The organism is Nitratireductor basaltis (assembly GCF_000733725.1).
Classification (GTDB): Bacteria; Pseudomonadota; Alphaproteobacteria; order Rhizobiales; family Rhizobiaceae; genus Chelativorans; species Chelativorans basaltis.
In genome coordinates, this window is sequence record NZ_JMQM01000001.1 from 2,245,982 (window position 1) to 2,271,919 (window position 25,938).

General features: G+C 60.0%; 27 protein-coding genes, 1 tRNA gene and 1 riboswitch. Of the genes, 17 read left to right on the forward strand and 11 right to left on the reverse strand.

The genetic code is table 11. From position 1 onward, the window contains the following. Position 1: 1 nt before the first annotated feature. A complete protein-coding gene (locus EL18_RS10860) occupies positions 2–658 on the reverse strand; it encodes a response regulator transcription factor (protein ID WP_036482819.1) in 657 nt (218 codons plus the stop codon). 206 nt (positions 659–864) lie between these two features. Here EL18_RS10860 and EL18_RS10865 point away from each other — a divergent pair, with 206 nt between their 5' ends. Then, positions 865–1,698 (forward strand): thioesterase family protein, encoded by an 834-nt coding sequence (locus tag EL18_RS10865; RefSeq protein ID WP_036482823.1) that lies wholly within the window; start codon positions 865–867, stop codon positions 1,696–1,698. 11 nt (positions 1,699–1,709) lie between these two features. Here EL18_RS10865 and EL18_RS10870 read toward each other — a convergent pair whose 3' ends face one another. After that, a complete protein-coding gene (locus EL18_RS10870; RefSeq protein WP_244444553.1) occupies positions 1,710–2,168 on the reverse strand; it encodes a hypothetical protein in 459 nt (152 codons plus the stop codon). A gap of 115 nt (positions 2,169–2,283) precedes the next feature. On the opposite strand from EL18_RS10870, the gene EL18_RS10875 reads away from it, so the two are divergent. Beyond that, positions 2,284–2,631 carry a DUF952 domain-containing protein gene (locus tag EL18_RS10875; RefSeq protein ID WP_036484586.1) on the forward strand — a complete coding sequence of 116 codons (348 nt, stop codon included), beginning with the start codon at positions 2,284–2,286 and terminating at the stop codon, positions 2,629–2,631. Continuing rightward, complete coding sequence (locus tag EL18_RS10880; protein WP_036482828.1) at positions 2,628–3,722, forward strand: quinone-dependent dihydroorotate dehydrogenase; 1,095 nt, start codon at positions 2,628–2,630, stop codon at positions 3,720–3,722. Before EL18_RS10875 ends, EL18_RS10880 begins: the two co-directional genes overlap by 4 nt. Before the next feature lie 3 nt (positions 3,723–3,725). Here EL18_RS10880 and EL18_RS10885 read toward each other — a convergent pair whose 3' ends face one another. Both EL18_RS10885 and EL18_RS10890 read right to left on the reverse strand, forming a co-directional pair. Further along, a complete protein-coding gene (locus EL18_RS10885) occupies positions 3,726–5,027 on the reverse strand; it encodes an MATE family efflux transporter (RefSeq protein ID WP_051914045.1) in 1,302 nt (433 codons plus the stop codon). A gap of 125 nt (positions 5,028–5,152) precedes the next feature. Then, entirely contained in the window at positions 5,153–5,416 is a 264-nt protein-coding gene (locus tag EL18_RS10890) for a DUF6460 domain-containing protein (RefSeq protein WP_036482839.1), read from the reverse strand. A 204-nt stretch (positions 5,417–5,620) separates the two neighbouring features. On the opposite strand from EL18_RS10890, the gene EL18_RS10895 reads away from it, so the two are divergent. The 3 genes from EL18_RS10895 (at position 5,621) to EL18_RS10905 (ending at position 7,571) form a co-directional block, all read left to right on the forward strand. Beyond that, a complete protein-coding gene (locus EL18_RS10895) occupies positions 5,621–6,238 on the forward strand; it encodes a 2-hydroxychromene-2-carboxylate isomerase (protein WP_036482841.1) in 618 nt (205 codons plus the stop codon). A 101-nt stretch (positions 6,239–6,339) separates the two neighbouring features. Beyond that, positions 6,340–6,993: a S24 family peptidase gene (locus EL18_RS10900; RefSeq protein WP_036482844.1), complete on the forward strand. Its 654-nt coding sequence runs from the start codon at positions 6,340–6,342 to the stop codon at positions 6,991–6,993. Next, on the forward strand, positions 6,960–7,571 hold the full coding sequence (locus EL18_RS10905) for a thermonuclease family protein (protein WP_051914047.1): 612 nt from the start codon (positions 6,960–6,962) through the stop codon (positions 7,569–7,571). Before EL18_RS10900 ends, EL18_RS10905 begins: the two co-directional genes overlap by 34 nt. Before the next feature lie 31 nt (positions 7,572–7,602). Here the strand turns inward: EL18_RS10905 and EL18_RS10910 are convergent, their stop codons facing one another. After that, positions 7,603–9,255 (reverse strand): lysine--tRNA ligase, encoded by a 1,653-nt coding sequence (locus EL18_RS10910; protein WP_036482846.1) that lies wholly within the window; start codon positions 9,253–9,255, stop codon positions 7,603–7,605. A 142-nt stretch (positions 9,256–9,397) separates the two neighbouring features. On the opposite strand from EL18_RS10910, the gene EL18_RS10915 reads away from it, so the two are divergent. After that, positions 9,398–9,814: a tellurite resistance TerB family protein gene (locus EL18_RS10915; RefSeq protein ID WP_036482847.1), complete on the forward strand. Its 417-nt coding sequence runs from the start codon at positions 9,398–9,400 to the stop codon at positions 9,812–9,814. 55 nt (positions 9,815–9,869) lie between these two features. Then, complete coding sequence (locus tag EL18_RS10920; RefSeq protein WP_036482848.1) at positions 9,870–10,700, forward strand: sterol desaturase family protein; 831 nt, start codon at positions 9,870–9,872, stop codon at positions 10,698–10,700. A gap of 5 nt (positions 10,701–10,705) precedes the next feature. Here EL18_RS10920 and EL18_RS10925 read toward each other — a convergent pair whose 3' ends face one another. Then, positions 10,706–11,533, reverse strand: coding sequence for a transporter substrate-binding domain-containing protein (locus EL18_RS10925; RefSeq protein WP_341872063.1), 828 nt, complete (start codon positions 11,531–11,533; stop codon positions 10,706–10,708). Between the two features lie 308 nt (positions 11,534–11,841). Here EL18_RS10925 and EL18_RS10930 point away from each other — a divergent pair, with 308 nt between their 5' ends. Beyond that, positions 11,842–13,842 (forward strand): glycosyltransferase, encoded by a 2,001-nt coding sequence (locus EL18_RS10930; protein ID WP_244444554.1) that lies wholly within the window; start codon positions 11,842–11,844, stop codon positions 13,840–13,842. Here the strand turns inward: EL18_RS10930 and ppk2 are convergent. Next, on the reverse strand, positions 13,764–14,654 hold the full coding sequence (gene ppk2 / locus EL18_RS10935; protein ID WP_036482851.1) for a polyphosphate kinase 2: 891 nt from the start codon (positions 14,652–14,654) through the stop codon (positions 13,764–13,766). The genes EL18_RS10930 and ppk2 overlap by 79 nt on opposite strands. Positions 14,655–14,762: 108 nt before the next feature. On the opposite strand from ppk2, the gene phoR reads away from it, so the two are divergent. Together phoR and phoU are read left to right on the forward strand one after the other, a co-directional pair. Further along, on the forward strand, positions 14,763–16,049 hold the full coding sequence (phoR, locus tag EL18_RS10940; RefSeq protein WP_036482860.1) for a phosphate regulon sensor histidine kinase PhoR: 1,287 nt from the start codon (positions 14,763–14,765) through the stop codon (positions 16,047–16,049). Between the two features lie 97 nt (positions 16,050–16,146). Beyond that, positions 16,147–16,875 carry a phosphate signaling complex protein PhoU gene (gene phoU, locus EL18_RS10945; protein WP_036482863.1) on the forward strand — a complete coding sequence of 243 codons (729 nt, stop codon included), beginning with the start codon at positions 16,147–16,149 and terminating at the stop codon, positions 16,873–16,875. 149 nt (positions 16,876–17,024) lie between these two features. Here the strand turns inward: phoU and EL18_RS10950 are convergent, their stop codons facing one another. Beyond that, positions 17,025–17,558 (reverse strand): GcrA family cell cycle regulator, encoded by a 534-nt coding sequence (locus tag EL18_RS10950; RefSeq protein ID WP_036482866.1) that lies wholly within the window; start codon positions 17,556–17,558, stop codon positions 17,025–17,027. Between the two features lie 383 nt (positions 17,559–17,941). On the opposite strand from EL18_RS10950, the gene EL18_RS10955 reads away from it, so the two are divergent. Genes EL18_RS10955 through EL18_RS10965 form a run of 3 tightly spaced genes read left to right on the forward strand, consistent with a single transcriptional unit; the run spans position 17,942 to position 21,104 of the window. Continuing rightward, positions 17,942–19,135 carry an aspartate aminotransferase family protein gene (locus EL18_RS10955; RefSeq protein WP_036482869.1) on the forward strand — a complete coding sequence of 398 codons (1,194 nt, stop codon included), beginning with the start codon at positions 17,942–17,944 and terminating at the stop codon, positions 19,133–19,135. Positions 19,136–19,140: 5 nt separating this feature from the next. Then, positions 19,141–20,058, forward strand: coding sequence for an ornithine carbamoyltransferase (argF, locus tag EL18_RS10960; protein WP_036482871.1), 918 nt, complete (start codon positions 19,141–19,143; stop codon positions 20,056–20,058). Between the two features lie 59 nt (positions 20,059–20,117). Beyond that, positions 20,118–21,104, forward strand: coding sequence for an Hsp33 family molecular chaperone (locus EL18_RS10965; RefSeq protein ID WP_036482873.1), 987 nt, complete (start codon positions 20,118–20,120; stop codon positions 21,102–21,104). A gap of 42 nt (positions 21,105–21,146) precedes the next feature. Here the strand turns inward: EL18_RS10965 and apaG are convergent, their stop codons facing one another. Beyond that, positions 21,147–21,539, reverse strand: coding sequence for a Co2+/Mg2+ efflux protein ApaG (apaG, locus tag EL18_RS10970; protein ID WP_036482876.1), 393 nt, complete (start codon positions 21,537–21,539; stop codon positions 21,147–21,149). Positions 21,540–21,669: 130 nt separating this feature from the next. On the opposite strand from apaG, the gene EL18_RS10975 reads away from it, so the two are divergent. After that, positions 21,670–22,275 carry a CDP-alcohol phosphatidyltransferase family protein gene (locus EL18_RS10975; RefSeq protein ID WP_036482878.1) on the forward strand — a complete coding sequence of 202 codons (606 nt, stop codon included), beginning with the start codon at positions 21,670–21,672 and terminating at the stop codon, positions 22,273–22,275. Between the two features lie 2 nt (positions 22,276–22,277). On the opposite strand, the gene EL18_RS10980 is transcribed toward EL18_RS10975, so the two are convergent. Continuing rightward, positions 22,278–23,468, reverse strand: coding sequence for an O-succinylhomoserine sulfhydrylase (locus EL18_RS10980; protein ID WP_036482880.1), 1,191 nt, complete (start codon positions 23,466–23,468; stop codon positions 22,278–22,280). Between the two features lie 48 nt (positions 23,469–23,516). Next, a riboswitch (SAM riboswitch) is annotated at positions 23,517–23,594 on the reverse strand. An 82-nt stretch (positions 23,595–23,676) separates the two neighbouring features. Here EL18_RS10980 and EL18_RS10985 point away from each other — a divergent pair. Next, a complete protein-coding gene (locus tag EL18_RS10985; protein WP_036482882.1) occupies positions 23,677–24,768 on the forward strand; it encodes a 2'-deoxycytidine 5'-triphosphate deaminase in 1,092 nt (363 codons plus the stop codon). On the opposite strand, the gene EL18_RS10990 is transcribed toward EL18_RS10985, so the two are convergent. Beyond that, positions 24,765–25,553 carry an ion transporter gene (locus tag EL18_RS10990; RefSeq protein ID WP_036482885.1) on the reverse strand — a complete coding sequence of 263 codons (789 nt, stop codon included), beginning with the start codon at positions 25,551–25,553 and terminating at the stop codon, positions 24,765–24,767. The genes EL18_RS10985 and EL18_RS10990 overlap by 4 nt on opposite strands. A gap of 134 nt (positions 25,554–25,687) precedes the next feature. On the opposite strand from EL18_RS10990, the gene EL18_RS10995 reads away from it, so the two are divergent. Next, a tRNA-Gly gene (locus tag EL18_RS10995) sits at positions 25,688–25,761 on the forward strand. Positions 25,762–25,938: the final 177 nt, after the last annotated feature.

Sequence of the window (25,938 nt, forward strand, 5' to 3'; positions counted from 1 at the left end):
CTCAGGTCTCCTGCGACAGCGGCTCGCTGCCGATACGCGATAGCAGGATGACCGCCTGCGTACGGCTGTCGACATTCAGCTTCTGCAGTACCGCCGAAACATGCGCCTTGACGGTCGCTTCGGAGACGTTGAGCTCATAGGCAATCTGCTTGTTGAGCAGGCCTTCCGCCAGCATGGCAAGGACACGTGTCTGCTGTGGTGTGAGTGTCTGAATGCGCTGGATGAGATCCGAAACTTCGGGATCGGCCTCTTCGCCAAGTTCCAGATCGTCAGGTGCGTGCAGACCTCCGTCCAGAACAGTCTTCACCGCCACCTTGATTTCGTCCATGCGCGAGGACTTCGAGATGAAGCCGGAAGCGCCCAGATCAAGCGCGCGACGTATCGTCTGCGTATCATCATAGGCCGATACGACCACGATCGGGATCGCCGGATTGAGGCCGCGCAATGCGACGAGACCGGAAAGCCCGCTTGCACCGGGCATCGCCAGATCGAGCAGTACGAGATCGATATTCTCTGCCTCGCCCACAAGCAGCTTCACGCCATCAAAATCCTCGGCTTCGAGAATTTCGCACTGCGCATCATAGCTCGTGAGCGCCTGCTGAAGAGCGCCACGGAAAAGTGGATGGTCGTCGGCGACGACAAAGCGGTAACCCGTCAAATCTTTCCTCCCCGGTGGTCCTTCCTGGCTGTTCGTCGCCGTGCTTGGGACCGGGAAGTGATTATGCGGGCTGGCGGCGGCTTTTCAAGCCGATAGCTTCCCCAGAACGCCGCTTGAAGAAGAACGTGATTGCCGCAACATCACAAACAGGCTGGATTTCGTGACAGCTTGATGTCAGCCTGTTCATGGTCAGAGGAGGAAGAGGCGTGCAGAACAGCATCGAAACGCATCGCTCTTTCGTCAACACATGGGAGTGTGACGAGAACGCGCACATGAATGTGCAGTTCTATCTCAAACGCTTTGACGAAGCTGCGGTCTTTTTCCGCCTCGCCCTGGGGGGCAAACCTGTCGCGGGCCCACCGATGGACCGCCATGTGCGCTACCACGCGGAACTGCATGCGGGTGCGACGACCCTCGTTCATTCGGCCGTGATCTCGAACGGGTCGCTGAAGGGCAGGCTGGTGCACTACCTCGTGGATGCCGAGACTGCGAAACTCTGCGCATCGGCCATCGACATGGCACCCTATCCGCCCACCGACCACCTGGTGGAAGAGCAACAGATACCTGCAGCCCTTCCCCGCAGCGCGCCCGCCGAGAAGCTCGAACCGCGCAAGCCGGATGCCATATTGAAGGCCGCTGGTGGGCGCACCAACAGTTCAATCGTCCGCGCAAACGAATGTGAAAGCGACGGCCGCCTTTGCGAACAGGGATATGTCGCGCGCATTTCGGACGCCGCCCCCCATGGCTGGGCGCTGGCCGGTGTTACCTCAAACTGGCTGAGTGAGCGCAATCTGGGGCGCGTGGCAGTGGAGATGAAGATCTCCCGCCACAGCCATGCGCGTGCGGGCGATGCGCTTCAGATCTTCACCACCGTATCAGGCTCCGGCAGCAAGACGCTCACGCTGCACCATGACATAGTCGATGTCATGAGTGGTCGGGCCGTTGCCTCCGCACAGGTTGTGGCCCTCATCGTGGACCTGGCCACCCGCAAGGCCATCGCCCTGCCCGAGCAGGCGCGCATGCATCTCACGCGCGCCTGAACGGCGGGTCGCTAGGTTCGGGAAGCGTCTTCGCCGGGTTCCGGTTCTGCCGGCTTGTTCGGGGGCGTGTCGGTCTCGGCATCAAGGTCCTTTACGATGCCTATGAACCGCTGAAAGAAGCGCTCCATCATACCAAGCGTCTGATCGAACTCCTCTTCGCTGGGCAGACCGGTGTTCGGCTTGGCTTCAGCCTCAAGCTTCTCCACCCGCTTCTCCAGATCGGCAAGCCGGCTTTGCAGCGACATCTGCGAAGAGTCATCAGTCTCGCTGGAAGGTGCACAGGTGAGGCGGCCATCCTGTTCACGACACAGGCTCATTTCACCGGTTTGTGTATTCATGCGCACATAGCCATCTTCGGTACGCTCCAGGCGAAAGCGCTCGTCCTGTGCATTGGCCGTGCCCTGGAGCATCGCTCCGGCACCGCCAATCAGCGCTGCGGCGAGAACAACCGACTTTGTTTTACCCATCATGGTTCAACTCCTTGAAAGCGCGGCGTCGTTTTTTCCTGCGCGTCCACGCTTTGCAGAAACTGTCAGTGCCGCGCAAAACCTTTCCACGCAGCCATTATCGGATTATAGCGCGCGCATGGCACATTTCATTTACAAGATCTGCCCGCGCGCGATGTGGGTTGAAGCACAGAAAACAGGCGTCTTTGAGGGCGCTCCCGTCGATCTGCAGGATGGCTATATCCACTTTTCGACTGCGGAGCAGCTTCGCGAGACGGCAGCCAAGCATTTTGCCGGTCAGGACGACCTGCTTCTGGTCAGCGTCGATGGCGACCGTTTGGGCGAGGCTCTCAAATACGAGATTTCCAGAGGCGGCAAAGAGTTTCCGCATCTTTACGCGCCACTCGAACTGTCTGCCGTAGTCGAGACCATGCCGCTGCCGCTCGGGGATGACGGCCAGCATAGATTTCCGGAGGGGATGAAATGAGACGGCTTATCGACCGCCTCGCCCGTCCCTTCCTCTTCTCGCTCGATCCCGAACAGGCCCACGGGCTGGCGATCAAGGCGCTTGAAACCGGTGTGACACCTTTTCCACCTCGTCGGGATACGCCGCGCCTGCGTACCGAGATCGCCGGGCTTGCATTCCCGAACCCGCTCGGAATGGCGGCCGGGTTCGACAAGAATGCGCAGGTGCCGGATGCCTTGCTGCGTCTTGGCTTCGGTTTCGTGGAATGCGGCACGGTTACGCCGCGCCCGCAATCGGGCAATGAGAAGCCACGCATCTTTCGCCTTGTCGAAGATCGCGCCGTGATCAATCGTCTCGGCTTCAACAATGAGGGGCTTGAAGCGGCAAAGGCGCGGCTGGAGCGGCGCACCGGCAGAGGCGGCATCGTCGGCATCAATATCGGCACCAACAAGGATGCGGCCGACCGCATTGCAGCCTATGAGCAGGGCGTGCATGCCTTCGCCCGCCTTGCCTCCTATCTGACCATCAATATCTCTTCGCCCAACACCGCAGGCCTGCGCGATCTGCAGGGGAAGGAAAGCCTCGGCCTTCTGCTCTCACGGGTCTGTGCCGCGCGTGATGCAGCGGCTCGAAATGGCGCCGGTCACACGCCGCTCTTCCTCAAGATCGCCCCTGATCTGGATGAACAGGCGATGGAAGACATTGCCACCGAACTGGCCGGTAGCGCGATCGACGGCCTGATTGTGTCGAACACCACCCTGTCGCGCTCAGATCTTGCCAGTGCGAATAGCAGCGAGACTGGCGGCATGTCGGGCGCGCCGCTGTTCGAACGATCAACAATCGTGCTTGCGCGCATGCGCCGCCTCGTTGGGCCCAAACTCCCGATCATCGGCGTGGGCGGCGTCCATTCCGCCGAAACGGCGCTTGAGAAAATCAAGGCGGGCGCTGACCTGGTGCAGATCTACACCGGCATGATCTATGAGGGCGCCAGTCTGCCGGCACGGATCGTCAAGGGTCTGGACGAGGCCGTGGCAAGGGCGGGCGTGGCCAATGTGGCCAAACTCAGGGACAGCCATCTCGACAAATGGGCCGACCGTCCCCTGCCCGATTGAGCATCACGCGAAGTTCTGCCGCATGCGATGCGGCAGGATTGCCGCCAGGCTCAAGCCACGAACGATGAGCCATATATGCATGGCAGCCCATAGGCCCGCATTGCCGAAGGCTTCGCCCAGCACGAACAGGGCGACCACGTAGAAGCCGAGCGACAGCAGCATCATGTTGCGCATGTCGCGCGACCATGTGGCGCCGATGAAAACGCCGTCCATCTGGAATGCCAGCACACCGCTTATTGCGACAAACGCGGCGAATGGAAGATATGTCAGAGCCAGGGCACGCACATCGGGCGATGTCGTGAGCAGATGCACGAGGTCCTGTCCAAAGGCGATCGTAAGAGCCGTTGCAGCGATCGCAAGCGCGAAGCCCCAGATACCGGTGAGCAGGAGTACACGGCTGAATGCCGTCCTGTTTCGCCCGCCGACAGCCCTACCCGCAAGCTGCTCAGCAGCCGTGGCAAAGCCATCCAGAAAATAGCCCGCGAAGAGAATGAAATTCAGGAGCACGGCATTCGCAGCCAGGGTCACTGTTCCGTATTGCGCACCCTGCCGGGTGAAAAGCGCATAGGCTGCCAGCAGCGTGAAGGAGCGCACCATGATGTCGCCATTGAGCGACAGGAGGCGCAGGATAGAGGCGAGGTCGAATACGTCCCGGCGCGCCGGGCGCCGATCGCCCCTCATGCGTCGCGACACGATGGCCAGTCCCACGATTGCAGCAATGCTTTCTCCGCCCACCGTGCCCCAGGCAACCCCTTCGATCCCCCAGCCCAGATGGAGGCCAAGCCATAGCGACAGCGATATGTTCGCGCCATTGAGAAGGAACTGGAGGCCCAGTCCGAGCGTGCCTTCACCACGTCCCAGCACATAGCCGAGCAAAGTGAAATTGATCAGCGTCATCGGAGCGGCGAGCATGCGGATGGCAATATAGGCGTGCATTGCATCTATCACTGCCTGCTCGGGCGAGATGAACCAGGCCCCTGCGGCGGCAATGGCCGGTGACGCCAGGATCAGCAGCAAACCTGCGGTGACGGCCAGGATTAACGCACGCAGAAGCGTGGCCTGCTCCTCCCGCGTGTCACCGCGTCCGAAAGCCTGTGCGACCAGACCGGTGGTCCCAGAACGCAGCGAGTTGAGTGTGTTGAACACCACGTCGAACACGATGGCACCGGCCGCAAGTCCGCCCAATAGTGCAGCATCGCCGAACTGACCGACAATGGCAGTGTCTACAAGGCCAAGAAGAGGGGTGGTCAGATAGGCCAGCGTCATCGGCACGGCGATTGCCAGCACCTGCCGGTTCGTCACCATGAACTGCTTCTGCTCTGGCTGACCTGTCGCGTCCAATCCTGCCCCCACACTGCTTCAGGCAAAGCCAATGCCAGCCGCAACGTATGGCCGCAAGGGCACAGCGACGCTTCTTGGTGCGGCCAGCCCTATCGGCGGAAGCTCAGGATTCTGAGAATGATAAATGCCGGTACAACGATAACTGCACCAAGCACGATGTATCCGGCAAAATTGCCGAGCGCGTCAAATCCCATGTTCCAGACGTGGAGAACCATGTCGCGCAGGCTGTACCAGACATCCCAGGGCGACCAGTGGAACACACTCATGATGAAGCCGACTATGAAGGAGACGACAAGCAGCTTCACCAATATCCGCAAGGGGCTGTCGCCCAGAAAGCGTGTCAGTGCCGACATTGTCTCATCCTTCTGATCCCAGGCTTGTGCAGATAGTCGTTCCGGAAGCCGGCCGCAAGAAGCCCTTCGCTCGGCCGCCTGCAACAGGCTCCACCATTGTGGCGTTATAGCGAAATCCAAATCCTTGTTCCTTGGCGGGAACAAGGCTTGCGGAAAGCCACACTCCAGATAGTGTGTATTGCGAACTAAATGCGGATTATCCCGATGTCAGCGATAGATTATTATTTCACCTCGGCCTCGCCCTTCTCCTATCTCGGGCACCAGCCCCTGCGCGCGGTGGCGCGCAAGCACGGCTTGGAGATCAATGTGAAGCCAGTCAGCCTGCCTGGCATATGGCAGGTGTCCGGCGCGCTTCCACCGGCGCAGCGCCCGCCTGTGCGCCAGCGCCTGCGACTGGTCGAGCTGCAGCGCATCGCGGACTACCGGGGCATGCCCATCAATGTGAAGCCGAAGCATTGGCCGGTCGACCCGACGCTTGCCGACCGATCCGTCATCGCACTGCAACAGCTGGGTGGTGATCCGCTCAGCTATATGGAGCGCGTGTTTGCTGCACTCTGGGCGAACGAAGAAGACATCGCCGACGAGCAGGTGCTCGCAAAATATCTTGCGCGTGAGGGTTTTGACGCTGAAGCCGTCCTGGCGGCAGCCCGCCAGCCGGAAGCGGCCGAGATTCGTCAGCGAAATACCGAGGAGGCCATCACGGCCGATGCTGTGGGTGTGCCGACCTATGTGCTCAATGGCGAAGCGTTTTTCGGACAGGACCGTGTGGAATATCTTGATCACGCACTGGCCAAGGGAAGAGCAGCGTTCAAGGCGGATTAACCACGTCCGGCTAGGGCATTGCGCAGGCTGGACAGGTAGCCATCCACGGGTCTAGAACAGACCGGCAGGCATTTTTTCCTGTCAACAAGGGGGAGGACAACGTGCTTTCGCACGAGCAAGTCTGGGCGGCCATCGACGCGCTGGCAGCGCGGCATGCACTTTCGCCATCCGGCCTCGCGCGCAAAGCAGGTCTGGATTCCACCGCGTTCAACCGCTCCAAGCGCTGCTCCGCGGATGGCAGACCACGCTGGCCTTCGACGGAATCGCTCGCCAAGGTCATGCTGGCCACCGGTGCATCGCTGGACGATTTCATCGCTCTGGTTAAGGGCGTGCCTTGTGCAGAGCCCGGCCAATATCCGATGCCAGCGGCTTCGGTGCCTCTGATCGGCTTCGCGCAAGCCGGCGCCGGCGGCTTTTTCGACGATGCAGGCTTTCCCGCCGGTGAAGGCTGGGAGCATGTCGAGCTTCCCGTCCAGAATTTGCGCCAGGGCGCCTATGCACTGCAGGTCCAGGGCGACTCCATGCTGCCACTCTATCGCGACGGCGACACGCTGATCGTTGAGCCGGAAACGACCATCCACAAGGGCGACCGTGTCGTGGTGAAGACCATGGACGGAGAGGTCATGGCCAAGGTGCTGATGCGTCAGACGAGCCGCGAGATCGAGCTGCATTCAATCAATGCCGAACATCCCAACCGGGTGTTCAAGCGCTCGGAGGTGGAATGGATCGCGCGGATCGTGTGGGCCAGCCAGTAAGACTGGCTTTTCTGGCAGCCCTCCTTGCGGCAATTGTCGCGCCGCCTTGCGCCCATGCGCAGGAAAAGCGCGTGCGGATCATCGATCCAACCGTGGCAGCTCCACCGCCAGTCGCACCTCACGAGTTGATGCGCGTCGAGCCCCGCCCGCCACTAAGCCCCTTGGCGCATGAACCCGTGTCAAAGCCCATCGATCGCCAGCAGCGCTTTTTCAAACCGGTAGCCGTCGCGGCCGGCAAGATTCGCGCCCAGGACCTGGAATTTTCCCTGTCCGGCATCCAGGTTCTTTCGCCAGATGAAATTTGCGATGGCCCCGAAGGCGCGTGGCCCTGCGGGCGTCATGCCCGCACGGCGTTTCGCTTGTGGTTGCGCGGGCGCGCGCTGGATTGCGAGATGGACGAGGAAGAGGCCGAGAGCGCAGCGCAACGCTCTGCACGCTGCGTTGTGGGAGACGTCGACCCGGCCGAGTGGCTGGTTACCCATGGCTGGGCGCGCGCCGCGTCCGAAAGTTCCTATAAGGCCATGGAAACCGATGCACGCTCGCTGCGCCGCGGCATCCATGGCAACGGGCCGCGCTAATGCCGGAGCGGCTACCCCGGCCTGTTCCCAGTCATTCCGCGACCAGTTCGCCATTGAGAGCCGAGGCAATCAATTCGCGCGTCTTGTCGATGCCGTAGAGCGCGGCAAAGGAGCCGAAGCGTGGCCCGCGCTCCTGCCCCAGAAGCACCTGATAGATCATCTGGAAGAAGGCCACCGACACACCCGGACCGCCGGTCGGGCTCTTCTTCTTGTGGTCCTGGTAACGTTCGATGTCGCGCGCGACATCGAGCGCCGCATTCTGGATCGCCTCGCCATCGGCATCTGCGGGCAGACTGCCTAAAGCTTCCGACAGCTTCTCAAGTGCATCGCGTTCCTCATCATCTGGCGCGCGGTAGTCCTTCTTCACGAAGTCGCGGAAATACTGGATCGCGTAGCCGACAAGCTGGTCGAGATGCGGATGCGTCTGTGGCGTGACGCCGGGAGCATAATTGGAAATGAAGCCCCACATGACGTCCCGGTTTTCCGGATTGGAGGCGGTTGCCAGGTTGAGCAGCAGCGAGAACGGGACAGGCAGATCCTTCTCCGGCGGATTGCCGCTATGGATGTGCCAGACCGGATTGTTGAGCCGCTGCGTCCAGTCCTGACGCGGATAGGCGGCAAGATGGGCGTAATATTCGTCGACCGCGCGCGGGATCACGTCGAAATAAAGCTTCTTCGCCGTACGCGGCTTCTGGAACATGTAGAGCGCAAGACTTTCGGTCGGCGCATAGGTCAGCCATTCATCTATGGTCAGGCCGTTGCCCTTCGACTTGGATATCTTCTGACCCTTGTCGTCCAGGAACAGTTCGTAGATGAAGTGCTCCGGCGCCTTGCCACCGAGGATGACGCAGATGCGATCATAGAGCGCGGCATTGGGGCCGTGATCCTTGCCGAACATCTCGAAATCGACATCCAGGGCAGCCCAGCGCATGCCGAAATCCGGCTTCCACTGCATCTTCACATTACCGCCGGTGATGGGCAGCGTGATCTCCTTGCCGTCCTCGTCGTCGAATGTGATGGTGCCGGCCTTGGCATCCACATTCTTCATCGGGACATAGAGCACGCGGCCCGTTTCGGGATGGATGGGAAGGAACGGGCTGTAGGTGGCCTGGCGCTCTTCACCCAGCGTTGGCAGCATCGCCGCCATGATCCGCTCGTAGTTTTCCGCCGCGTTCAACAGCGCGTTGTCGAACTTGCCGGATTTGTAATAGTCGGTGGCGCTGGCAAAATCGTATTCGAAGCCGAAAGTATCGAGGAAGCGGCGCAGCATGGCGTTGTTGTGCTCGCCAAAGCTCTTGTACTCGCTGCCAAAGGGGTTGGGCACGGCCGTCAGCGGCTTGTGCAGATGGGGCTTGAGCGCTTCGGGGTCCGGAACATTGTCCGGGATCTTGCGCATGCCATCCATGTCGTCGGAGAAGCACAGGAGCCGGGTCTTCACCTTGCCTTCGGTGAGAATGTGAAAGGCATGGCGCACCATGGTCGTGCGGGCAACTTCGCCGAAGGTGCCGATATGCGGGAGGCCCGAGGGGCCGTATCCGGTCTCGAAAAGGACGACCTCGGGGAAGTCACGGCCCTCATAACGTTTGACGATTTTGCGCGCTTCCTCGAATGGCCAGGCTTTGCCTTTCTCAGCCGCGTCCAGGAGTTCGGGCGCGAGGTCTAGCGTCGATGCGTCAATCGTCATTTCTCATGTCCATTCAGGGTAGGAAAAATCCAACGGCTGTGGGCTTAAGCTTGCCGCGGGTAGAGGTCAATCTTCCGCATGTTTTTTCATTGCGGTCAGTCGTGCCCGTTCCTACCTTGGTGCTGCACAAAGAGGATATGTGATGCTTCAACCCCCCACCCTTCATGAGGCCCTGATCCACCTCATGGTCGTCGTGTCCGCCAGCGACCGAAACATGACCGATGCGGAACTCTCACGCATTGGCCAGATGATACAGACACTGCCGGTCTTTGCCGATTTCGATCAGGACCGCATAATCGAGGTTGCCGGGGAATGTCAGCAGATCCTCCAGAATGATGACGGCCTCGACAGCATTCTCAACGAGGTGCGTGACGTGGTGCCCGATACGCTACATGACACCGCCTATGCGATGGCGGTAGAAGTCGCGGCGGCCGATCTGCACTTGGAGCGCGAGGAAAAGCGCATGCTGCAGCTTATCCGCAACCGTCTGCGCCTTGACCCACTCATTGCCGCAGCCATCGAGCGGGCTGCGCAGGCGCGTCACCGCCGCCCGGCCTGACCGGCCTCACCAGCAATTGACTGGCTTGAGAGGACCGGGTCGGAGATGAAGGCGAATGATTGATTTCCTCACATCGGAAGCCGGTATCCGGCTTGGCGCCTTCATCGCGATCTTCTCGGCCATGGCCGCTTTCGAGCTATGGTCGCCGCGTCTCGAGCGCGACGAGATGATCGGGACCTTCAAGACGCGACGCTGGTTCACGAACCTGTCCGTTCTGATCATTTCGTCGATCATCCTGCGGGTGGTCTTCCCGGCTGCCGCCGTGGGTGCTGCATTGGCGGCGGAGACGCGTGGCATCGGGTTGTTCAACCTGTTGCCCGTGCCATCTCTGGCCGCCGGAATCATCGCCTTTGTGGTGCTGGATTTCGCGATCTGGCTGGAACACCTGGCCAGCCACAAGATCCCGCTGTTCTGGCGTTTTCACCGCATGCATCATGCCGATACGGGCTTCGATGTCACGACAGGACTGCGCTTCCATCCCGTCGAGATCCTGGTCTCGATGCTCTGGAAGGCGTTGATCGTCATGGCGCTGGGTGCGCCTGTTCTCTCGGTGCTGATCTTCGAGATCGTGCTGAACGGCACCTCGATGTTCAACCACTCCAATATAGACCTGCCGCGTCCGCTTGACCGCGTATTGCGCCGCTTCATTGTCACGCCGGACATGCACCGGGTGCATCACTCCTCGGCGCCGGAAGAGACCGACACCAATTACGGCTTCAACTTCTCTTTCTGGGATCGCATCTTCCGCACCTATCTGGCGCAGCCGGCTGCAGGACATAGCCGCATGGAGATCGGGCTCAGGGAATATCGTGGTGCGATCGCTAGCGGCCTGATGTGGTGTCTGTACCTGCCCTTCCGCAAGCTTTACCGCCGCCGCATGCGATAGCAGATTCAGTAGAAGCCCACGGGAAAGTAGCGCAGATAAAGCTCTTCGAAGCGCCCATTGGCTTCCACGCTTTGCAAGGCGTAGTCGAGTGCAGCCTTCACATCATGCGCATCAGCCGGCAGGGCGATGGCCAGCCCATGCCCCAGATATTCCGGCGCAAAATAGGGCTCACCCGTGAACGCACAGCACAATTCATCGTCCTGATCGGCGAGCCAGAAGGATAGCCGCAGCCCGTCGCCGAGGACCGCATCCAATCTACCCGCCTGCAAATCCGCCATCATCCAGTTGTCACGGCTGTATGTGACCGGCTGGAGTTGCGGGAACCAGTTCCTCAACATCCGCTCGTGAGCAGAGCCGGCGATAACCCCAATGCGTCCATCAGCAAGCTTCCCGACCTCAAGGCCACTGTCGGTCTTGGCAAGGAAGCGCGCAGGGAACTGGAGATAGGGCTGTGAGAACAACAACTCCATGCGGTTTTCGGCAGTCACCGCCACGCCGGCCATGATGGCATCGCCCTCGCCTTGTGCAAGTGCGGGTCGTAGCTCTTCCCATGGCAGTGCCTGGATCTGGCATCTCTCCTCGATGTCGAGCACCTCGCAAAGAGCGCGCGCAAGATCGACATGGAAGCCGGTCAGGCGACCATCCTCATCGAGAAAGTTGAAGGGAAAGAAGTCCGTTGTCGTGAGAAACCGGAGGCGGCGGATATTGCTTACATCGGGTTTCGTCAGGCGCTGTCGCTGGTCCCAGACATGCGGAATGCGCACATCCTCTGCACTCGCAGCCTGTGGCAGCATGAGCGTGATGAGAACGAGCAATGTGAGCAGGGCGCGCAAGCAGGACCTCTTCGCGATGTTTTCCCGCTCATAGCGCAACGCGTCATCGAGAGGAACAGCAACAAGGCGAAATACACGCAGACATTGACATTGATTAAATTGCTGCACAGTATAGTTGTCGTCTGGAGATTTCTTGCCGACAGGTTGTATCGTGTTTAGGGGTGGACATGTGTACTGAACTGAAAGCAGCAGCTGATCCGGGTGGTTGCCTCGAGCCACCGCAAAGACAACCTGCACGCATATCCATTTAGAAGCAGACCCTTCTTCACTGCGAGACTTCCCTCGCTCTAGCAGATTGGACTGGCATCATGTTCACCGAACGGTTCACGCCGGGCGCAGGTGCACCTTTGCGCCTGCCAAAAACCGTCATGTCTTCATATCTGAAGCGGCATCGGGTCTATAGGCCAAGCCCTGCGGAGGAATGGCAGCCGGTCCTGGACATGCTGGGCGTTGGAAGCGGTGAAGCTCTGGCGATCGAGGCAAGAGCCACACTTTCCGGCCTTACCTTTCAGGCGGAGCTGCTGTCTTCGGGTCGGGTTTGCGAAATGGACTTCTTCCGCGCACTTGCGCGCTGGCTTGGGCTTGGTTTCGAAACAACCATCAGACCGCACAACCTGATCATGCAGGAGGATGGCTGTCTGGAAGCCCTGCAGCAGAGTTGCGGTGTCAGAGCGGCTGCCGCCTATGATGCGCGCGGCAACACGGTTCTCCTGATTGCGCCGCACGGGCTCGACATCTCCGGAATGCTCGATTTTCTCAAGCGCTACGATCGTTTGCGCCTTACACTGCGCATCATCGCGCCTACCGCATTGCGCGAGGCAATCAAAGCACGAGCGGCCAAGGCAACCGCGCGTATGGCGGTAAGCGCTCTTTTCGAGCACATGCCATCATTTTCTGCGAGGACGGTCGTGAATGCATGGCAGGGTGCCCTGTTCGGCGCACTAGCATTTGCCTTTCCTGCCAGCTTGCTCCTGTGGCCCGTCCAAACGCTGCTCGTCACCCATATCGTGCTTTCAGTGTTCTTCTTCTCCTGTATTCTGCTGCGCTTCTTTGCCGGACTTGAAGCACGCAAGACGAAACGTGAGCCGGAGCTTTGCTCCCACAGGCCTGCGGACATGCCCGTCTATACGGTTCTTGTGGCGCTCTATCGCGAGGCAGACGTCGTCCCGCAGCTCCTGATGTCACTGAACCGCCTCGTCTGGCCGCGCGGGAAGCTTGAGATCAAGCTCGTTTGCGAGGCAGATGACCACGAGACGCTGAATGCCATCCGCGCGCACCAGCTCAGGCCCTATGTGGAGGTGATAGAAGTTCCCGACATCGGTCCACGCACCAAGCCGAAGGCCCTATCCTATGCCCTGCCCCTGTGCCGAGGCGATTTCGTGGTGCTATACGATGCCGAAGACCGCCCTCACCCGTTCCAGCTGATGGAAGCATGGCAAAGCTTCGAAAAGAGCACGGATGATCTTGCCTGCCTTCAGGCTCCGCTTGCGATCACGAATGGCGGCGAAAGCTGGATATCATCGATGTTCGCCTTCGAGTATTCGGCACTCTTCTCCGGATTGCTGCCATGGCTTGCCCGCCGCCACTATGTGATGCCGTTGGGAGGCACATCCAACCACTTCCGCCGTGAGGCGCTCGAAGCCGTGGGGGGCTGGGATCCATATAATGTAACGGAAGATGCCGATCTGGGCATGCGCCTGCGCCGCTTCGGCTATCGCAGCGGCGTCCTGACCTATCCAACGCTTGAAGATGCGCCCAGCGACTTCAAGACGTGGCTGCCACAGCGCACACGCTGGTTCAAGGGGTGGGCTCAGACATGGCTCGTTCACATGCGCAATCCGAGCAAGCTTCTTCACGAGCTTGGTTGGGGCAGTTTCATAATGATGCAGATCATGGTGTCGGGCATGCTGGTTTCAGCTCTTGCCTACGCCGTTTTCACGCTGACGGCGCTGTTTCTGGCCGGGTTCCACTTCAGCGGCGGTGAGTTGACACGGCATCAATATGTGCTGCTGTGCGTGGATCTGGCGAATGTCATTCTCGGACATGTCGCTTTCATCGCACTTGGCTGGTGGACACTGCCCCGGCAGAAACGGTTGAACCTTGCGCAGCATGCGCTGAACACACCGCGCTACTGGTTCATCATGTCAATTGCAGCCTGGCGCGCCATCTGGCAGCTGTGCCGGCGCCCTCATCTGTGGGAAAAGACGCCGCACAAGCCGCATCGAAACGATCACTTCAGGAAGTCCAGCCCCTTACCGACGATCTTGCCGTCTTCCTTGCCGATGGCATCCTTGTCGCGACCGTCATAATCGACGGACAGCAGGATGTGGCGAATGACGGCGATGCGCGCGCGCCGCTTGTCATTGGCCTTCACGACCGTCCAGGGCGCATGCTCGGTATGCGTCCGCTCCAGCATGATGTCGCGGTAATGGGTGTAGTCATCCCACTTGAACATGCCCTCGATATCTATGGGCGAGAACTTCCAGTATTTCAGGCGGCTGTGCCTGCGGTCGTGGAAGCGTTCAAGCTGGGTCACTTGCCCGATATTGAGCCAGAACTTGAACAGGCTGATGCCGTCATTGACGAGCGCCTGCTCGAAATTGGGAACCTCTTGCAGGAACCGCTCATGCTGCTCGGGCGTGCAGAAGCCCATGACCGGCTCCACAACGCCGCGATTGTACCAGGAACGGTCGAAGGTGACGAATTCGCCGGAAGTCGGGAAATGAGCCACGTAGCGCTGAAAATACCACTGCCCCATTTCTGCTTCCGTCGGCTTGGGCAGCGCGACATTGCGCGCGGTACGCGGGTTCATATAGGCGCGGATGCGTGAGATCGTGCCGCCCTTGCCGGCTGCGTCACGCCCTTCGAAAAGGGCCATGATGCGATGACCGGACTTCTTCTGCCACGCCTGAAGCTTCACAAGCTCAAGCTGCAGATCTTCCAGCTGCTTTTCGTATTTCTTCCTGTCCATCCGGTCGTCGTAAGGATAGCCGTCCGCCGTCAGCGCGTTGTCTTCGATCCAACCCGGCAGCTTCGGATCGTCGATGTCGAACACCCTCTTCTTGCCGTCCACCTTGAGCTCTACCGGTTCGGCGAGATCCTTATCCAAAGGAATGTTCATAAAAGCGTTTCCTCTTGCAGCTAACAGCAGGCACCCGAATTACCACCGGACGACCGGCGCATGCTATTGAGTGGGTGCGAAAACGTCCAGAGCGCGAAAAACGGATCGATGAAGAACGTGGAAGTCAAGAAAACGGCCTTGGGTGACGCCGCCCCCGGTGTGCGCCTGCCCGTTGCGGCCGCGCTGGCGCTCATGACGCTTTTGGGCGTGGATCTCTTCCACGGAGGTAATGGCCTCGTGGCTGTCGGTGCAGCTGGCGCCTTCCTGGTGGGACTATGGCTTGCCAATGTGGAGGCCAAGCGCGAGGTGAAGGCGGAGCTTGAGGAAAAGCCGAAGCGGGCCATTGATCGCCTGACCGCTGCACAGCTTGGCGCCGCTGTGAATGAGCCGCTATACATCATCAACGGCAAGCGTGAAGTCGCCTTCGTCAACGCCGTTGCCGAAGAAGCATTCGGCACCGTGGCGATCGGAGCCTCGCTGCAGTTGAAATTCCGTGCGCCGGAGATCCAGGAACTGCTCGATCAACTGGTCTCCACCAACCAGCCGCAGATGCTGGACTATGTAGAGCGGGTTCCCGTGGAGCGGGCTTACCGGGTCCATGCCGCACCGATTGGCGAGGGAACCGGTCTTTACATCCTGCTTTTCCGCGACCAGAGCGAAACGCGCCGCATCGAGAAGATGCGTTCCGACTTCATCGCCAATGCCAGCCATGAATTGCGCACGCCTCTTGCCTCCGTCTCGGGATTCATCGAAACGCTGAGAGGTCCGGCCCGCGAAGATGACAGGGCGCGCGACCATTTCCTCTCGATCATGCATGAACAGACGAGCCGCATGGCGCGTCTGATCGACGATCTGCTTTCGCTTTCGCGCCTCGAAATGAAGCCCTTTTCAAAGCCCTCCGAGCAGGTCGAACTCAACCGGCTTGTATCGGGCGTGGCGGATTCCCTTGGGCATATCGCGGCCGACAACGGCATAGAGATCAAGCTCGACATGCCGGAAGACCCGCTTCGCATCAGCGGAAACCGGGACGAGCTGGTGCAGGTTTTCCAGAATCTGATCGAAAATGCCTGCAAATATGGCTCAGGTGGCGGCAAGGTTGTTGTCAGAGGCTTACCGGCCAGCGACGGCAACGGATGCAGCATCAGTGTTCGCGATTTCGGACCCGGCATTCCGCAAGAGCATATTCCACGGCTGACAGAGCGTTTCTACCGCGTCGATGTGGAGACGAGCCGCGCACAGAAAGGTACGGGTTTGGGTCTTGCCATTGTAAAGCATATCCTGTCGCGCCATGGTGCGAGGCTGACGATCCGATCCAAGCTCGGGGAAGGCTCCACCTTTGCGGTGCATTTCCCCGGCCCCAGCGTCGTTGCAACGCAGGTGGAACAGTTTCATTGAATAGCGAATGGCGTTTTCTTTTAACCGTCATTTACATCGCATATGCATCTTCTTTCGCGAATAGATGCATCCCGCGCTGCCAGGAGTGAACCGAACCATGCCGAGCCAGCACATCATGCGCTCCTTTGACGAGGAATTGCGCTATCTGACCAATCAGATCGGCAGCATGGGCGGCTATGCGGAACGCATGGTGGAGCAGGCGGTATCGGCATTGGTGGGCGGCGACATCGATCTGGCGCGCAAGGTGGTGGCCGATGACGAGTTTCTGGATCTGCGCGAGCGCGAAATCGGTGAGAAAGCCGTCATCGTCATCGCCAAGCGGCAGCCCATGGCGGGCGACCTGCGCGAGATTGTCGGTGCCATCCGCATCGCCTCCGACCTGGAGCGCATCGGAGATCTTGGCAAGAACATCGCCAAGCGGGTGACTGCGGTGACGGAAAGCCGACAGCCGATGCGTCTTTTCCGCGGCCTGTCTTCCCTTTCCGATCTGGCGCTGACGCAGCTCAAGGACGTTCTCGACGCCTATGCATCACGCTCGGCAGAGAAGATTGGTGCGGTTCGTGATCGCGATGAAGAGATCGACGCCATGTATACGTCACTCTTCCGCGAGCTTCTCGTCTACATGATGGAAGATCCGCGCAACATCACGGCCTGTACGCATCTGCTTTTCTGCGCGAAGAATATCGAACGCATCGGTGATCATGCGACCAATATCGCCGAGACGGTGCACCACATCATCACCGGCACCCAGCTTGCACCGGAGCGGCCGAAGGTTGATCTCAGCCACAAGGTGACCGCACCGACTGATGACGACCAGTCGGCCTGAAGCCTCGGCTGCAAATCTATCACGAAGACCGTCATGTTCGGCTGGGACCTGAGCCTGGTCATCTCAGCCGTTGAAGCCCCTGGCTCCGGCGGGGCCGCTTCGGGCCCCGGATGAGGCAGGCACGACATGCCTGCCTGTTCTTTCTGGTGTCAGCGCGCCCGGCGACGCTCGGAAGCTGGCTGATAGGCCAGTTTGGAGTGGTAGCAGCAATAAGGACCGTTATCGCCGGTATCATTGCCGCAGAAGTTGAACTCTTCCGACAGCGGGTCGCCATTGGGCCATTTGCAGGTGCGTTCGCTGAGCTGAACCAGTTTCAGCTTGCGCGACATCGGGATGACCACATCCTCCACCGGACGCGTGTCCTGATAGGCGATGGCGTCTTCCTGGAACTCGACCTGCAGGGCGGTTGCACCGACGGAGGTGGTGACCGTGCGGCTCTGCGTGCGGGTGGTGGAACGGCTGCTGCGGCTCGCCGTCGAGGACGCAGCCGCGGCTGCCGGCGCCTTCTTCTGGCGGGTATTGCTGCTCGTGGCGCGTCCGCGGCTGGAAAGCTTGAGGCGGTGCACCTTGCCGATCACGGCATTTCGGCTCACTCCACCGAGCTGCGCGGCGATCTGGCTGGCACTCAGCCCCTCAGCCCAAAGCTTCTTCAGCATTTCGACGCGTTCGTCTGTCCAGTTCATCGGGACACGCTCCTTTTCAGGCGCACGGAATCCCTTCAGGCTCCCACTCGGCGATCAGCCAAGAGGACACCAGATCTATACAGGAAAGGTGGTCCGCCGCACGATATGTAGTCGTTACTCCTGCAAACTACCGTACCGGTTGACTCCGTGACAAGAGTCGGCAGAGGCCTTGCGAATCTTTTCCCCAACTTGCCGAATCAGTGAGTCATTTTTGTCACGGTTAATTTTCCGTTGCTGTCTCAATGACCCTCTGGCCACTCGCGTTGACTTCGCCTGCCAAAAAACGGATATAAAGCCATGCGCCGCCCTTGAGGGCGGCTTTTTGGTTTCATCAGGCCGGGCGGTGCAGGCCAACCGGTCAGGGGCAATTCCGGAGCACATGCATGAGCGAGTCCGCGCTCTACAATACCTATGCCAGAATCCCGCTCTCGTTCGAGCGCGGTGATGGCTCATGGCTGATCCAGGAAGACGGCACGCGCTATCTCGATTTCGCTGCCGGCATTGCGGTAAACTCGCTGGGCCATGCGCATCCACATATGGTGGCCGCGCTCGTCGGCCAGGCCGGCCGTCTGTGGCATATTTCCAATCTCTACGAGATCCCCGGCCAGGATCGCCTGGGCAGACGCCTTTGCGATGCCAGCTTTGCGGACAAGGCCTTTTTCACCAATTCCGGTGCCGAGGCACTGGAATGTGCCATCAAGACCGCGAGGCGCTATCACTACGCCAAGGGTGACGAGAACCGCTTCCGCATCATCACCTTTGAAGGCGCGTTCCACGGCCGCACACTCGCGACCATCGCTGCCGGCGGCCAGAAGAAGTATTTCGAGGGCTTCGGGCCCAAGGTGGAAGGCTTCGACCAGGTTGCCTTCGGTGATCTGAAGGCAACCGAAGCGGCCATCACGCCGGAGACTGCCGCGATCCTGGTGGAACCCGTTCAGGGCGAAGGCGGCATCCGTGTCATGCCCAACGAGACGCTGCGCGCGCTGCGCGAACTGTGCGACAAGCACGGCATCCTGCTGCTGCTCGATGAAGTGCAGTCCGGCATAGGCCGCACGGGCCGCTTCTTCGCCCATGAATGGTCGGGTATCACCCCTGACGTGGTTGCAGTCGCCAAGGGCATCGGCGGGGGCTTCCCCATGGGTGTCTGTCTTGCCACGGAAGAAGCCGCGAGCGGCATGATACCTGGCGTCCACGGCACGACATTCGGCGGCAATCCGTTGGCCATGGCAGTCGGAAATGCGGTGCTCGACATCGTTCTGGAAGACGGCTTCATGGACAAGGTTGCGCGCAAAGGCCTGCTTCTGAAGCAGAAGCTTGCGGCACTTGCCGACACCTATCCGCAGGTCGTCGAGGAGGTGCGCGGCAACGGGCTGATGCTTGGCTTCAAGTGCAAGCCGGTCAATCTGCAGGTCATGGGCGCTCTGCGTGACGAAAAGCTGCTCGCGGTTCCCGCTGGCGACAATGTCGTACGCCTTCTGCCGCCGCTGACGGTTTCCGAAGAGGAAATCGACGAGGCAATCGCGCGCATGGACAATGCCTTCAAGACAATCTCCGAAAATTCCAGCCAGGGAGACTAACGGCCATGACAAATCCGCGGCACTTCCTCGATCTGTCCGCCGTTTCCGCTGATGATCTGCGGGGCATTATCGACGATGCCCGCACGCGCAAGGATGCGCTGAAGGCGGGCAATGCCGACAAACCGCTTAGCGGCAAGGTTCTGGCGATGATTTTCGACAAGCCATCCACGCGCACCCGCGTCTCGTTCGATGTGGGCATGCGCCAACTGGGTGGCGAAACGCTGATGCTGACGGGCACCGAGATGCAGCTTGGACGCTCCGAAACCATCGCGGATACGGCCAAGGTTCTCTCGCGCTATGTCGATGCCATCATGATCCGCACCACGGAACATGATCGTCTTCTTGAACTTGCCGAGAACGCAACCGTGCCGGTCATCAACGGTCTCACCGACGACACCCATCCCTGCCAGATCATGGCGGATGTGCTGACCTATGAAGAGCATCGCGGGGATGTGAAGGACCGCCTTTTTGCGTGGACCGGCGACGGCAACAATGTGCTTCACTCGCTTGTGGAGGCTTCGGCCCGCTTTGGCTTCCGGCTCAATATCGCAACCCCATCTGGAAGCGAGCCTGACAATCGCTATATAGATTGGGCGCGTGCAAGTGGCGGTCGTGTCGAACTGATGCAATCTGCCGAGGATGCGGTCAGCGGAGCGGATTGCGTGGTGACGGATACATGGGTGTCCATGAACCAGGAACATCGTGCCCGCGGACATAATGTCTTCATGCCCTATCAGGTGAACGAGGCGCTCATGGCCAAGGCGGCCGATGATGCGCTCTTCATGCACTGCCTGCCCGCACATCGCGGCGAGGAAGTGACTGATGCGGTCATTGACGGCCCGCATTCGGTGGTGTTCGACGAGGCGGAGAACCGTCTGCATGCGCAGAAGGCGGTTTTGGCGTGGTGCCTGCAGGCTGGATGAGCCGCAAGCACAAGCCACATCGTCTCGTGCATTGAGTTGAAGACAAAAGGCTTGCGACCGTGAACCAGAACGACCTCAAGCTCGGGCAATTCGGATTTGCCGGAGACGACCATGTGGTGCCATTCGACGTGGAGACGCTGGATGTGCGCGGCCGCGCCGTGCAGGTCGGGCCGATGCTCGACCAGATATTGTCGCGCCACGAATATCCCGAACCTGTCGGAAGGCTTCTTGCCGAAGTCATCGTGCTGACGGTTCTGCTTGGCAGCTCGCTCAAATTCTCAGGCAAGTTCATCGTTCAGACCCGCACCGACGGTCCGGTGGACATGCTTGTCGCCGACTTTACCACACCGGGCTCCGTACGCGCCTATGCCCGTTACGACGAAGAGCGACTGAGGGAAGCCGAAGCGAAAGGCGAGACCACGCCAGAGCAGCTTCTGGGCGTGGGCATATTGGCGCTTACCGTCGATCAGGGCGCGCATATGCAGCGCTATCAGGGCATCGTGCAGCTTGATGGCTCCGACCTTGAATCGGTGGCACGCACCTATTTCCGCCAGTCGGAGCAGATCCCGACCGAGGTGAAGATGGGTGTTGCCCGTATTGTCATGCCGGGTGAAGGCGGGCAGCAGCACTGGCGCGCGGGCGGCCTTCTCCTTCAGTTCACGCCCACGTCACCGGAGCGTAGCCGCATGAGCGACATCTCCGGCGGTGACGGAGACGAGGAAAATACCGGCGACGGACAGCCCGAAGACAATGCATGGCAGGAAGCGCTGGCTCTTGCCGGCACGATCGAACCGGGCGAACTTGTCGATCCCAGCGTCGGTGTCGAGCGTCTGCTTTTCCGCCTGTTCCACGAACAGGGCGTACGGGCCTATGAAGGCACTGACGTGATCGATGACTGCTCCTGCTCACGCGACAAGATACGCGGCATCCTCGACGGCTTCACGGCCGAGGAGATCGAGCAGAGCACTGAGAATGGCGAGATCCACGTGAATTGCGAGTTCTGCTCCAAATCCTACAGCTTCAACCCGGAAGAGTTCGAGGGATAAGGCGGGCACAATCTCGCTTCGGTCCGGGAGACGGGTGGCTTCCTAGTTCAGCTGCGCTTCCCTGCCCGGGATATCAAGCGAGAAGGCGGGTATGTCGACATCGAAAAAGTCGCCGCCTTCCTCGCGCATCGTATAACGCCCGAGCATGATACCTGAATCCACGCTCAAGGGGCATCCGGAGGTGTATTCGTAGGAGTCACCGGCCTTGAGGACAGGCTTCTCCCCCACCACGCCCTCGCCTTCGACTTCCTGCACGCGGCCAAGCCCGTCCGTGATGTGCCAGTAGCGAGCAAGAAGCTGTACCGTTGTCTCACCGTGATTGATGATACAGATATGGTAGGCCCATACGAACCGGCTATCCTCCGGATCGGACTGGTCGGGCAGAAAAAAGGGGCGCACCCGCACCTCTATCCCCCGCGTGATCGCTTTGTACATCCAACGCACTCTTCTGACCGGCTCAAGGCGGGCATGTCCACCACATCACATATGCTGACGCCTTTGTGACCCTCACAGCTGAGCCAATCGGTTATAGATCGACAATGTTCCATATGTTCAGGCGCTACAGATGATCGATGGCATCGCCAGACGCGGGCTGGACCCATTGCTGCAGGCTACGGCTTCCCTGCTGGCGCGCGCTCGTGTCTCTGCCAATGTCATTACATGGATTGCCTTTGGCACAGGTCTGGCAGCGGCCGCGGCAATCATCTCCGGCTATTTTATCACAGCTTTTCTTCTCATTCTCCTCAGCCGATTGGGTGATGGGCTGGATGGAGCGGTGGCGCGCATCAACGGGAAGACGGATCTCGGCGGCTATCTGGATATCGTGCTGGATTTTGTCTTCTACGGTGCCATACCGCTCGCCTTCATCCTGCACGACCCGGCAGCCAATGCCGTGCCGGGTGCGGTGCTGCTCTTTGCCTTCTATGCCAATGGCGCGAGCTTCCTTGCCTTTTCCATCATGGCGGAAAAGCGCAAGATGAGTGGTGAGGCGCGTGGCGAGAAAAGCTTCTTCTTCACCACAGGGCTGGCAGAAGCAGGCGAAACGCTGATCGCCTTCAGCCTCGCCTGCTTCATGCCGCAATGGTTTGCGGTGATTGCCTATATCTTCGCGGCGATGACCATCTACACGACCATATCGCGCATCGCCCTCGCCATGCGCGACCTGCGCTGAAGTCAGGCGGCGTCGAGCGCCTGGGCGATGTCGCGGACCAAGTCGTCGCTGTCTTCCAGCCCCATGGACAGGCGTAGCGTGCCGGCACCGATACCGGCTTCTGCCTGAGCTTCGGGCGACAGGTTCTTGTGCGTCGTGGTCGCGGGATGCGTCACGAGGCTTTTGGCATCGCCCAGATTGTTCGAAATGGCGATGATGGACAGCGCGTTCTCGAAGGCGAATGCAGCGTCCTTGCCGCCCTTCAGATCGAAGCAGACAAGTGTAGAACCACCCTTCATCTGCCGCGCAATGATATCGGCCTGCGGGTGGTCCTTGCGGCCTGGATAGACGACGCGCGAAACCTTCTCATGCTCGGCGAGGAAATCGGCAACCTTGCCTGCGGTTTCCGTCTGCTGGCGCACGCGCAGCGGCAGTGTCTCCAGCCCCTTCAGCAGCGTCCAGGCGTTGAAGGGCGAGAGGCTCGGGCCGGTATGACGGAAATAGTCGTGCAGGTTCTCATCGATCCATTGCTTGTCGGACAGCACGATGCCGCCCAGACAGCGCCCCTGCCCGTCAATATGCTTGGTCGCGGAATAGACAACCACATGCGCGCCCAGTTCCAGCGGCTTCTGCTGCAGGGGCGTGGCGAAGACATTGTCGACGACAAGCCGGGCACCGATACTGTCGGCAAGCGTGGCGATGGCCGCGATGTCGCAGACCTCGAGCGTCGGATTTGTGGGGCTCTCGAGAAAGAAGAGCTTGGTGTTGGGACGAACGGCATCTTCCCAGGCCTCCATGTCCTTGCCATCCACCAATGTGATCTCAATGCCGTAGCGCGGCATCAGCGTTTCCACCACCCACCGGCAGGAACCGAAGAGGGCTCGCGCCGAGACGACATGATCGCCGGCCTTGAGCGAGCACAGCAATGCAGCCGAGACCGCTGCCATGCCGGAAGCCATGGAGCGCGCATCTTCCGCGCCTTCCAGCGCACACATGCGCTTCTCGAACATGTCGACGGTCGGGTTGGCATAGCGCGAATAGATGAAGCCGGGCTCCTCGCCCTTGAACCGCGCTTCGGCAGCTTCCGCGCTTTCATAGATGAAGCCTTGCGTCAGATAGAGGGCTTCCGACGTCTCGCCGAATTGCGAGCGCTGTGTGCCGCCATGAACCAGTGCGGTCTGCGGCTTCCATTCATTGGAGAAATCGTTTGTCATCTTTTCTGCCCATACAAAAACCGGCTGCGAAGGCGCACGCCGGTTTGAAAGTCATCGGGCGCGGCCTTTTAGCGACTTCTTTTACGTGGCTGCAAGCCGACCGGCCAAATCACCACGGGATAAGGTGTCTTTAGAGGCCTCAGCGTCTTGCGTCAATTGTCCGTCTCGGTAAACGTCTCCGGTCAGTATTGACCCGAGGGGACCTGGCTTGAGCGTTACCGGCATCCTGCCCGACCGAGAGATTTCCGGCCTGTTCGATGCCGGCCGACTGGCTTCCGCCCGTCCGCTCGACCCCGACCAGATCCAGCCGGCAAGCCTCGATCTGCGCCTTGGCGAAACCGCTTACCGGGTGCGCGCAAGCTTTCTGCCCGGTCCCGGCTCCCTCGTTTCCGAAAAGCTCGACCGGCTGACACTCCACGAATTCTCTCTGGCAGAAGGTGCGGTTCTGGAAACGGGCTGCGTCTATATCGTGCCGCTGATGGAGAGCCTGGCGCTTCCGGCGGATGTTTCGGCTTCAGCCAATCCGAAAAGCTCCACGGGGCGCCTCGACATCTTCACGCGCGTTCTCACGGACAATGGCGTCGAGTTCGACAAGATCGCGGCGGGCTATGAAGGTCCGCTTTACCTGGAGGTCAGCCCGCGCACCTTCCCGATCCTGGCGCGCGCAGGCTCCCGTCTTTCACAGATCCGCTTCCGCCGCGGCCATTCGCTGCTGGACGAGACCGCGCTTTCGGTTCTTCACGAAGCGCAGACGCTTGTGGCCTCCGATGAGCCGAACATTTCCAATGGCGGCATTGCGCTTTCGATTGATCTCGCCGGTGGCGAAAACGGCCTCGTCGGCTACCGCGCCAAGCACCATACGGGCTTGGTCGATGTCGACCGCAAAGGCGCGTTCAAGGTCTCGGATTTCTGGGAGCCGCTTTACAATCACGGTGCGGCGGAACTGGTGCTCGACCCGGACGAGTTCTACATCCTCGTCTCACGCGAGGCGGTGCATGTACCGCCGGCCTATGCGGCCGAGATGACGCCCTTCGACCCGCTGGTGGGCGAATTCCGTGTGCACTATGCCGGTTTCTTCGATCCCGGCTTCGGACATACCGCTGCCGGTGGAACGGGCAGCCGTGCGGTCCTGGAAGTGCGCAGCCACGAGGTGCCCTTCATCCTCGATCACGGGCAGATTGTCGGGCGTCTCGTATATGAAAAGATGGCGGCCAAGCCTGACGCGCTTTACGGCGCGGACCTGAAGTCGAACTATCAGGGTCAGGCGCTGAAGCTCTCCAAGCACTTCACCGCAAGCTAGTTCCGCTCGTCCACGCGCAGCGCCTTCACCTCTTCGCGAAGCGCCCTGATTTCGGTCAGGATCAGCTCCTGCTCATGCTGCAGAGCCGAGCGCTCCGCCGTGGCCGCCGCATCATGCTCCTCCTGCATCGCCGACACGATGATACCGATGAAGAGATTGAGCACCGTGAAGGTGGTGCAGACAATGAAGGGAATGAAGAACAGCCACGCCCAGGGGAAGACCTCCATCACCGGGCGCACGATGCCCATGGACCAGCTTTCCAGCGTCATGATCTGGAACAGCGAATAGCCGGAGCGTCCGATAGTACCGAACCAATCGGGGAAGGATGGCCCGAACATCTTTGTCGCCATTACCGCAAAGACATAATAGACCAGCGACAGAAGCAGCATGATTGAACCCATGCCGGGCAGAGCCGCCACGAGGCCGCCGACCACGCGCTTGAGCGAGGGCACCATGCTGACAAGCCGCAGCACGCGCAGAATGCGCAGCGCGCGCAGCACCGAGAAATTCGCCGTGGCAGGCACAAGCGCGATCCCCACGACCAACAAATCGAAAATGCGCCAGGGATCGTTGAAGAAACGGCCGCGATAGACAAAAATCTTCGCGGCAAGTTCGGCGACGAAGATGGCGAGAATGACCTTGTCGATCACCATCAGGAGCGGCCCGAACGCTTCCATCGCCCGCTGCGATGTCTCAAGCCCCAACGTGATCGCATTCACGATGATCAGCGCGGTGATCGCGGTTTCGAACTTGCGGGATTCCAGAAGCGTCTTCAGCGATTGCACGAGAACAAGGCCCTTCGTCTTGATGTCGAGCGCACAGTTGATGTCTCATGCGCGCTTCGTCAAGAAGCAGCCGCGGCCAAATGATTTGCCGCTTGACAGAAAGCCCACCTCTACGACAAATCATGAGCCTCGAGGCGGGTGTAGCTCAATGGTAGAGCAGCAGCTTCCCAAGCTGACGACGAGGGTTCGATTCCCTTCACCCGCTCCAGATTCCACCTCCCCCACCCGACATTTCCGAACGTCAAACCCGAGGTAACAAGCCGCATCGTATCGCGGCTGTGTATATGATCGGGCACGTTCAAGCTGGCCGAGCCATAAAACTTGATTCTTTTTGTCAGGTATGATTTTTCTCCCCTCGCCAGCACGCTCCTGCTGGTTCTTCAGG

What these genes read in the sequence shown, in the direction of transcription:
- EL18_RS10980 (WP_036482880.1), bottom strand. Translation starts at nt 23,468, where the DNA reads ATGACAAACGATTTCTCCAATGAATGGAAGCCGCAGACCGCACTGGTT.
- EL18_RS10870 (WP_244444553.1), bottom strand. Translation starts at nt 2,168, where the DNA reads ATGATGGGTAAAACAAAGTCGGTTGTTCTCGCCGCAGCGCTGATTGGC.
- EL18_RS10885 (WP_051914045.1), bottom strand. Translation starts at nt 5,027, where the DNA reads ATGGTGACGAACCGGCAGGTGCTGGCAATCGCCGTGCCGATGACGCTG.
- EL18_RS10890 (WP_036482839.1), bottom strand. Translation starts at nt 5,416, where the DNA reads ATGTCGGCACTGACACGCTTTCTGGGCGACAGCCCCTTGCGGATATTG.
- EL18_RS10880 (WP_036482828.1), top strand. Translation starts at nt 2,628, where the DNA reads ATGAGACGGCTTATCGACCGCCTCGCCCGTCCCTTCCTCTTCTCGCTC.
- EL18_RS10950 (WP_036482866.1), bottom strand. Translation starts at nt 17,558, where the DNA reads ATGAACTGGACAGACGAACGCGTCGAAATGCTGAAGAAGCTTTGGGCT.
- EL18_RS10930 (WP_244444554.1), top strand. Translation starts at nt 11,842, where the DNA reads ATGTTCACCGAACGGTTCACGCCGGGCGCAGGTGCACCTTTGCGCCTG.
- EL18_RS10915 (WP_036482847.1), top strand. Translation starts at nt 9,398, where the DNA reads ATGCTTCAACCCCCCACCCTTCATGAGGCCCTGATCCACCTCATGGTC.
- EL18_RS10955 (WP_036482869.1), top strand. Translation starts at nt 17,942, where the DNA reads ATGAGCGAGTCCGCGCTCTACAATACCTATGCCAGAATCCCGCTCTCG.
- EL18_RS10875 (WP_036484586.1), top strand. Translation starts at nt 2,284, where the DNA reads ATGGCACATTTCATTTACAAGATCTGCCCGCGCGCGATGTGGGTTGAA.
- EL18_RS10905 (WP_051914047.1), top strand. Translation starts at nt 6,960, where the DNA reads ATGGATCGCGCGGATCGTGTGGGCCAGCCAGTAAGACTGGCTTTTCTG.
- EL18_RS10975 (WP_036482878.1), top strand. Translation starts at nt 21,670, where the DNA reads ATGATCGATGGCATCGCCAGACGCGGGCTGGACCCATTGCTGCAGGCT.
- apaG (WP_036482876.1), bottom strand. Translation starts at nt 21,539, where the DNA reads ATGTACAAAGCGATCACGCGGGGGATAGAGGTGCGGGTGCGCCCCTTT.
- EL18_RS10910 (WP_036482846.1), bottom strand. Translation starts at nt 9,255, where the DNA reads ATGACGATTGACGCATCGACGCTAGACCTCGCGCCCGAACTCCTGGAC.
- EL18_RS10920 (WP_036482848.1), top strand. Translation starts at nt 9,870, where the DNA reads ATGATTGATTTCCTCACATCGGAAGCCGGTATCCGGCTTGGCGCCTTC.
- phoR (WP_036482860.1), top strand. Translation starts at nt 14,763, where the DNA reads ATGAAGAACGTGGAAGTCAAGAAAACGGCCTTGGGTGACGCCGCCCCC.
- argF (WP_036482871.1), top strand. Translation starts at nt 19,141, where the DNA reads ATGACAAATCCGCGGCACTTCCTCGATCTGTCCGCCGTTTCCGCTGAT.
- ppk2 (WP_036482851.1), bottom strand. Translation starts at nt 14,654, where the DNA reads ATGAACATTCCTTTGGATAAGGATCTCGCCGAACCGGTAGAGCTCAAG.
- phoU (WP_036482863.1), top strand. Translation starts at nt 16,147, where the DNA reads ATGCCGAGCCAGCACATCATGCGCTCCTTTGACGAGGAATTGCGCTAT.
- EL18_RS10895 (WP_036482841.1), top strand. Translation starts at nt 5,621, where the DNA reads ATGTCAGCGATAGATTATTATTTCACCTCGGCCTCGCCCTTCTCCTAT.